At 73.2% G+C, this 7,012-nt stretch carries 7 protein-coding genes; 1 reads left to right on the top strand and 6 read right to left on the bottom strand.

What is annotated here, in order from left to right:
• The first annotated feature begins 8 nt into the window (after positions 1-8).
• Positions 9-1,058, top strand: coding sequence for an ABC transporter substrate-binding protein (locus tag ACIBBF_RS04850; protein ID WP_397411064.1), 1,050 nt, complete (start codon positions 9-11; stop codon positions 1,056-1,058).
• Positions 1,059-1,088: 30 nt separating this feature from the next.
• On the opposite strand, the gene ACIBBF_RS04855 is transcribed toward ACIBBF_RS04850, so the two are convergent.
• The 6 genes from ACIBBF_RS04855 to ACIBBF_RS04880 form a co-directional block, all read right to left on the bottom strand.
• On the bottom strand, positions 1,089-1,874 hold the full coding sequence (locus tag ACIBBF_RS04855; protein ID WP_397411066.1) for an isoprenyl transferase: 786 nt from the start codon (positions 1,872-1,874) through the stop codon (positions 1,089-1,091).
• On the bottom strand, positions 1,874-2,620 hold the full coding sequence (recO, locus tag ACIBBF_RS04860) for a DNA repair protein RecO (protein WP_397411068.1): 747 nt from the start codon (positions 2,618-2,620) through the stop codon (positions 1,874-1,876). Before recO ends, ACIBBF_RS04855 begins: the two co-directional genes overlap by 1 nt.
• A gap of 29 nt (positions 2,621-2,649) precedes the next feature.
• The gene (locus tag ACIBBF_RS04865; RefSeq protein WP_397411070.1) at positions 2,650-3,282 is read right to left on the bottom strand and encodes a hypothetical protein; all 633 of its coding nucleotides are present in this window, start codon (positions 3,280-3,282) and stop codon (positions 2,650-2,652) included.
• Between the two features lie 86 nt (positions 3,283-3,368).
• On the bottom strand, positions 3,369-3,995 hold the full coding sequence (locus ACIBBF_RS04870) for a cytochrome d ubiquinol oxidase subunit II (RefSeq protein ID WP_397411072.1): 627 nt from the start codon (positions 3,993-3,995) through the stop codon (positions 3,369-3,371).
• An 89-nt stretch (positions 3,996-4,084) separates the two neighbouring features.
• Complete coding sequence (locus ACIBBF_RS04875; protein ID WP_397411074.1) at positions 4,085-4,600, bottom strand: nucleoside deaminase; 516 nt, start codon at positions 4,598-4,600, stop codon at positions 4,085-4,087.
• A 68-nt stretch (positions 4,601-4,668) separates the two neighbouring features.
• A partial coding sequence (locus ACIBBF_RS04880) for a molybdopterin cofactor-binding domain-containing protein (RefSeq protein WP_397411075.1) occupies positions 4,669-7,012 on the bottom strand: 2,344 nt, incomplete at its 5' end.

Raw genomic sequence — 7,012 nt, forward strand, 5'->3', positions numbered from 1 at the left:
GAGTTACCGTGCGCCCTCGCCGTTCCCTCGCGGCGGCCGTCGGCCTTGTCGCCGCCTCCGCCCTCGCCCTGTCGGGCTGCGCGTCCGAAGCACCGGCCGCGGACGACGCGACGCCGTCGGCCGACGCCTCCGGTGCGACCGACGAGTTCCCGCTGACCATCGAGCACGCCCTCGGCGAGACGACGATCGAGGAGGCGCCGGTGCGCGTCGCCACGTGGGGCTGGGGCTCCACGGAGGCCGCGATCGCGGCGGGCGTCTACCCGGTCGCCGTCGCCGAGCAGACCTGGACCGTCGGCGAGGGCAACCTGCTGCCGTGGGTCGAGGAGGCCTACGACGAGGCGGGCGTCGAGCACCCCACCGTGCTGACCGACGCCGAGGCCGGCGCCACCGTGCCCTACGAGGAGTTCGCGGCCGCCGATCCCGACGTCATCATCGCCACCTACTCAGGGCTCACGCAGGAGCAGTACGACCTGCTCAGCGAGATCGCCCCGACGGTCGCCTACCCGGAGACGCCCTGGCAGACGCCGTGGGACGAGATCATCACCGCCACCGACGACGCCCTGGGCCGCAGCGCCGCGGGCGAGGCCAAGGTCGAGGAGATCAACACCTACCTGGCCGAGCAGGCCGAGGCGCACCCGGAGTTCGAGGGCAAGACGGTCGCCGCGATCGTCGACTCGGCCGCCGAGGGCCTCGTCTACGTCTACCGCGCCGCCGACCCGCGTGCCGGCTTCCTGGAGGGTCTCGGCTTCGAGACCGCTCCGGCCGTGGAGGAGCTCGCCCCCGACGACGGCGAGTTCTTCTACACGCTGTCGTACGAGGAGCTCGACAAGCTCGAGTCGGACGTCGTGGTCGCCTACACGTACACCGAGGAGGAGGCCGCGGCGCTCCCCGACAAGAAGGAGCTCCAGGCCATGCCCGCCGTCAAGAACGGCATGGTGGTGCAGCAGGTCGGTACCGTCGCGGTCTCGGCGGTCTCGCCCCCGACCGCGCTCTCGGTCCAGTACCCGGAGGGCATGCCCAAGCTGATCGACGCCCTGTCGGAAACCCTGGGCAAGTGACCACCGCGCCGAAGTAGAACGGTGACCGTTCTACTTCGGCGCAGGTGCGTCCAGGGCGCCGCCGTAGCGGCGGTCGCGCTTCGCGTACTCCTCGACCGCGTGCCAGAGGTGCCGGCGGTCGACGTCGGGCCAGGGCTCGTCCAGGAAGACCATCTCGGCGTACGCGGCCTGCCACAGCATGAAGTTCGACGTGCGCTGCTCCCCCGAGGACCGCAGGAACAGGTCCACGTCGGGCACGTCGGGCAGGTAGAGGTACTTCTGCACCGTCTTCTCGGAGATCCGCCTCGGGTCCAGCTTTCCGGCCGCGGCGTCCCGCGCCATGGCCGCGGCCGCGTCGGCCAGCTCGGCCCGGCTGCCGTAGTTGACGCACATCGTCAGGGTGCAGCGGTCGTTGTCCTTGGTGCGCTCCTCGGCCTCCAGCAGCACGTCGATCACGGACTTCCACAGCTTGGGACGGCGGCCCGCCCAGCGGATCCGCACGCCCCAGGAGGCCATGACGTCGCACTGGCGCCGCATCACGTCCTGCGTGAAGTTCATCAGGAAGCGCACCTCCTCGGGCGAGCGCTTCCAGTTCTCCGTGCTGAACGCATACGCCGAGATGTACTCGACGCCCACCTCGACGGCCCCGGCCACGACGTCGAGCAGCGAGTTCTCCCCCGCCTTGTGGCCCTCGATGCGCGGCAGACCACGGGCGTTGGCCCACCGGCCGTTGCCGTCCATCACGACGGCCACGTGCCGCGGCAGGAACTCCCGGGGGATCCGCGGGGCCTGCTCGCCGGACGGGTGCGGGTACGGCGCCACGAGCTGACGGGCCATCAGCGTTCCACCATCTTCAACGATCGCAACGTTCTCTCCAGGTAGTACTGGCCATAGGCGGCGACGATCCCGCTCGCCTCCTTGCGGTGCCGCGCGTCGGACGCGTCGGCGGTCGCCCAGTCGCCCGCGAGCAGCGAGGACAGCAGGGCAAAGGTCTCGGGCGCCGGGGCCGTCGAGCCCGGCGGGCGGCAGCGCGGGCAGACGGCGCCGCCCTGCGCCACGTTGAACGCGTGGTGCGGCCCCGGCTCGCCGCAGCGCGCGCAGTCCTCGAACGACGGCGCCCAGCCCGCCACCGCGAGCGCGCGCAGCAGGTAGGAGTCGAGCACGAGGCCGGCGTCGTGGTGCCGCTCCGACAGGGCGCGCAGCCCGCCGGCGAGCAGCCAGTACTGCTGCACCGCGGGTTCGTGCTCCTGCGCGACGAGCCGGTCGGCGGCCTCCAGCATGACGGTGCCCGCCGTGTACAGGGCGTAGTCCTCGCAGATGCGGCGGGCGTACGCACCGATGGTCTCGACCTGCGTCACGGTGTCGAGCCCCATGCCCGGCCGCGGGCTGCGGCCGGTGTGGAGCTGCACGTCGACCCCCATGAACGGCTCCAGCCGGGCCCCGAACTTGGACGACGTGCGCCGCACGCCCTTGCCCACGCCACGCACCTTGCCGTGCTCGCGCGTCAGGAACGTGACGATGCGGTCCGCCTCGCCCAGCTTCTGGGTGCGCAGCACGATCGCGTCGTCTCGGTACAGGGGCACGGAGCCATTCTGCCCCCAGTCACCGACACTCAGGCACGCTCGACGAACCGGGTGCCGTCCGGGGTCAGTTCCGGCTCCCACACGAACCGGTGGATCACGTGCTTCTCCAGGACCCAGCGCACCACCAGGGCGACGGTGCCCCAGATCACGAAGAGCAGGAGCGTCTGCAGAAAGTTGACGCTGATCTTGTCGAACCCGGTGAGCGCCAGCGTGGGCACGAGGAACATCAGGCCGAGGAACGCGGGCAGGAGCTGGATGCCCACCCACTGGATCACCGACAGCATGTCGACCCGCCGCTCGGCCACCACGCCGTGGAAGTCCATCACGTTGACCACGTGGTCGGCGCGCCACCTGGCCACGTGCCGGGCGACCGTCCACTGCGCGTCGCGGGCGTCGAGCGCCGAGCTGCCCGTGGGCAGCCAGATGCCGAGGACCTGGTGGATCTCGGCGGGCGTGAGGTAGCCCTTGTCGAGGATGGTCAGGCTGTGGACCGGTGGCTGGCGCGTGTTGGTCGGCAGCACCAGGGCGGCCAGGAACAGCAGGATCCCGCCGGTGCCGAGCAGCCCCACGAGCGCGTCCGGCAGCCACGGCAGCAGGAGGGTCGCGGCGGCGAACGCCAGGGCACCGAGGAGCGCGCAGATGATGCGGTTCTTCATGGTCATGATGCGCAGGATTTTACCGGCAACTCGGCGCACTTCAGGGCGATAAGTCCGGTTCGTAACCGATCCGCGCCCGACCTGCCGGAGGTCTACGCACCACCGAACCGGGACCAGGCCGCGATCGCCGTGCCGACCACGGGCGCCGCGACCATCACGGCGGTCACGATCACGGGTAGCGGCGTGGTGCGCCGCAGCCGCCACACGACGACGGCGTCGCCGTGCAGCCGCGTCACCACCACGGCCACGACCGCCAGGCCCAGGGCGGCCAGCCCGTTGCCCCACGCCACGCCGAGCAGGGCTCCCCAGCTCCCGGCGAGCACGATGCTCGCCACCACCAGGACCGCCTCCCAGACGTCGTGCCAGACCTGCCCGGGCCGGCGGCCGCGCAGCCAGAGGACGGCGTCGCGCACCACGCACGACCCCGCGAGCGCCACCACCAGGGGGTAGGCCACGCGCATCAGGTCGGACGCGGCCTGCGGGAACGCGAGGACCAGCACCAGCGCCGCGGCCACGAGCGACGCCTCGCCCGGCAGCCGGAGCGGCCCGACGGCGGCCAGCACCGCGTTCCGCCGGGCGGGCGCGCGCCGCCTATCGCTGCCGTCCTTGCCGCGTTCACGCAGCAGGGTGGCGCCGACGCCCTGGACGGCGCCGTCGAGCACGACCCATGCGACCAGCAGGATCGTCAGCAGGACACCCCAGACCGCGGCAGCGCTCATCCGGTGCCCAGCAGGCCGGCAGGTTCCGTGACGTCCACACCGGAAAGCCTACGTAGCAGGACAAGCCGCTGCGACAGGATCGGTCCGCGTCAGTAGGGGGTGCGGGCCGCGTGCGCGCGCCAGATCTCGAAGGGTTCGCCCGCGCGGGCGATCCGGCGGTTCAGGACCGGGTTGGGCCAGGTCGAGCGGTCGCGGGCGAGCAGGTCGTAGAACTCCCGGTCGTCGAAGCCGGCCCGCTCGGCGTCGTGCCGGTCCGCGGCGAACACGACACGGTCCACGCGGGCCCAGAGCGCCGCCGACAGGCACAGCGGGCACGGCTCGCACGAGGCGTAGAGCGTGGTCCCGGCCAGGGAGAACGTGTCCAGGGCCCGGCAGGCGGCGCGGATCGCGACGACCTCGGCGTGGGCCGTCGGGTCCAGGTCGCGCGTCACGCGGTTGCCGCCGGCGGCCACCTCGGCACCGGCGCGCACGACGACGGCCCCGAAGGGGCCACCGCCGTCGGCCACGTTGCGGCCGGCGACCTCGACCGCGCGCAGGAGCCAGGCCTCGTCGTCGTGCACGGGTGCGCCGGACGGGGCGCCGGACGTCTCCAGGGGGCTGCTCACCCTTCGATGCTCGCACCGTCGGATTTCAATTGCGTTCCCAGCAGGTCTCCCTGGCGAAACACCTGTTTCTACCCGGGGCCGGTGCGCAGCAGCTCCCACAGCCGGTCCCGCTGCATCGGCAGGTCACGCGGGCGTACCCCCGTGGCGTCCGCGACGGCGTTCGCGAGCGCCGGGGCCACGGGGTTGTACGGCGCCTCGCTCATCGACTTGGCGCCACGTGGCCCGAGGCGGTCGTAGGTGTCGGCGAACAGGACCTCCGTCCCGGGCACGTCGGCGACCTGGGGCGCCCGGTAGTGCCGCAGGGTGCGCGTCACGACGACGCCGTCACGCACCACCATCCGCTCGGTCAGCGCCGACCCGAGCGCCTGCGCCACACCGCCCTCGATCTGCCCGCGGAGCTGTTGCGGGTTGATCACCACCCCGGCGTCGGCCGCGTGCACGGACCGCAGGATCCGGATCTCCCCGGTCTCGCGATGCACCGCGACCCGGAACCCGTGCACGTTGAACGCCACCGACCGCGGCGACCCGTCGTGCGTCGCCTCCCCGAACGTCCCGGCGAGCTGAGTGCTGGACATTCGCCCTGTCGAATCGTCCCCCGAGGGCGAATATCCCGCACTCGACAGGGTGGTGGACAGGTGGGCGGCGGCGCGGTGGACCGCCAGGGCCGCCACCACCGAACCCGTCGAGCCGAAGGCGCCCGTGTCGTAGCCCGCGGTGGCCGTGTCCGACGGGCGGACCCGCACCCGGGACACCGGCACGCCGAGCTCCGTGGCGGCGACCTGCGCGTGCACGGTGGTGGTGCCGTTGCCGAACTCGGCGGTGCCGACGTCGACCACGAAGGTGCCGTCGGCCTCCAGCGTGACCCGGGCGTGCGTGCGGTGGCCGCGCGGCGGGATGGTGGCGATCATCGCGAGGGCGACGCCGCGGCCCTCGACCCACCCGGCACCGGTCGGCGGCGCGTCGCCGGGCCGGGACAGTGCCTCCTCGACGAGGTCGAGGCACTGGTCGAGCCCGTAGGAGCCGTACTCCAGGTCGCCGTCCACGAGCTGGCCGACGACGAACGGGTCGCCCGGGCGGACCACGTTCCGCCGCCGCATCTCGAACGGGTCGACGCCGAGCCGCGCGGCCAGCTCGTCGATCGCCCCCTCGATGGCGAACTGCACCTGGCCCAGCCCGTACCCCCGGAACGCCCCGGACGGCACGTTGTTCGTGTACACGGACTCGGCGTCCACGCGCTTGGCCGGTGCGCGGTACACGGCCATCGACTCGTGCACGCCGTGGAACAGGACGCCGGGGGCGTGGTTGCCGTAGGCGCCGGTGTCGGCGAGCACGTCGATCGCGAGCGCCGTCAGGGTGCCGTCCGCCGCCGCCCCGGCACGCACGGTGACCCGGAACGGGTGGCGGCACGGTACGACGGTGAACTGCTGCTCGCGCGTGAGCTCCCACTGCACGGGGTGCCCGGTGCACAGGGCGGCGAGCGCCACGACGTCCTCGACGAGCAGCTCCTGCTTGCCGCCGAACCCGCCGCCGACGCGCCCCGCCACCACGCGGACGCGGTCCGTCGGGAGGTCCAGGAGGCGGGCGAGCTCGTCACGCACGAGGAACGGCACCTGGGTGGAGGTGCGCACGTGCAGCACGTCGCCGTCCGGCCCCGGTTCGGGCCAGGCGCGCGCCCCGTGGGTCTCCAGCGCCACGTGGTTGACCCGTTCGGTGGTCCAGGTCCCGGTCACGGTGGCGGCCGACGCCGCGAGCGCCGCCTCGACGCCGTCGTGCCCGGGTTCGGCGTACTCCTCGTGGATCTGCGCCACGACGTTCCGGCCGGCGTCCGCGACGCGGTGCTCGTGCGGCGTCCGGTCCGGGTGCAGCAGAGGCGCGCCGGGCCGCCGGGCGTCCTCGGGGTCGAAGACGGCGGGCAGCACCTCGTACTCGACGTCCACCAGGGCGAGCGCCTCGCGCGCCTGCCGCGGCGTCTCGGCGACGGCGACCGCGACGCGCTGCCCGGTGAACCGCAGCACGGGGTCGAGGATGCGCGTGTCGTCGGGGTCGTCGAGACGGTTCTCGTGCCGGGCCGTGGAGTACGGCGTGGCGGGTACGTCGTGGTGGGTGAGCACCAGGTGCACCCCGGGCGCACGCCGGGCAGCGGTCGCGTCGATGCGCGTGATCCGGGCGTGCGGGTGCGGGCTGCCGAGCACGGCCACGTGCAGCAGACCCGGCGGCTCGGGCTCGTCCAGCGTGTACGGTTCGCGTCCGCTCACGACCCGGGTGGCGGCCGGTGCGACGACGGCGCGGCCGAACGCCTGGCCCGGCTCGGCCACCTCGGTGTTCACGCGGCCGGCGAGGGCGTCCCGGATCGAGCGGTACCCCGTGCACCGGCAGAGGTTGCCCTTGAGGTGCTCGGCGAGCGCGGCAGGG

Source organism: Promicromonospora sp. NPDC050880 (assembly GCF_044456525.1).
In the GTDB taxonomy this organism is placed as follows: Bacteria; Actinomycetota; Actinomycetes; order Actinomycetales; family Cellulomonadaceae; genus Promicromonospora.

Coding starts and splice junctions, on each gene's coding strand:
- ACIBBF_RS04855 (WP_397411066.1), bottom strand. CDS start 1,874: ATGGCCCGTCAGCTCGTGGCGCCGTACCCGCACCCGTCCGGCGAGCAG.
- ACIBBF_RS04865 (WP_397411070.1), bottom strand. CDS start 3,282: ATGACCATGAAGAACCGCATCATCTGCGCGCTCCTCGGTGCCCTGGCG.
- ACIBBF_RS04870 (WP_397411072.1), bottom strand. CDS start 3,995: ATGAGCGCTGCCGCGGTCTGGGGTGTCCTGCTGACGATCCTGCTGGTC.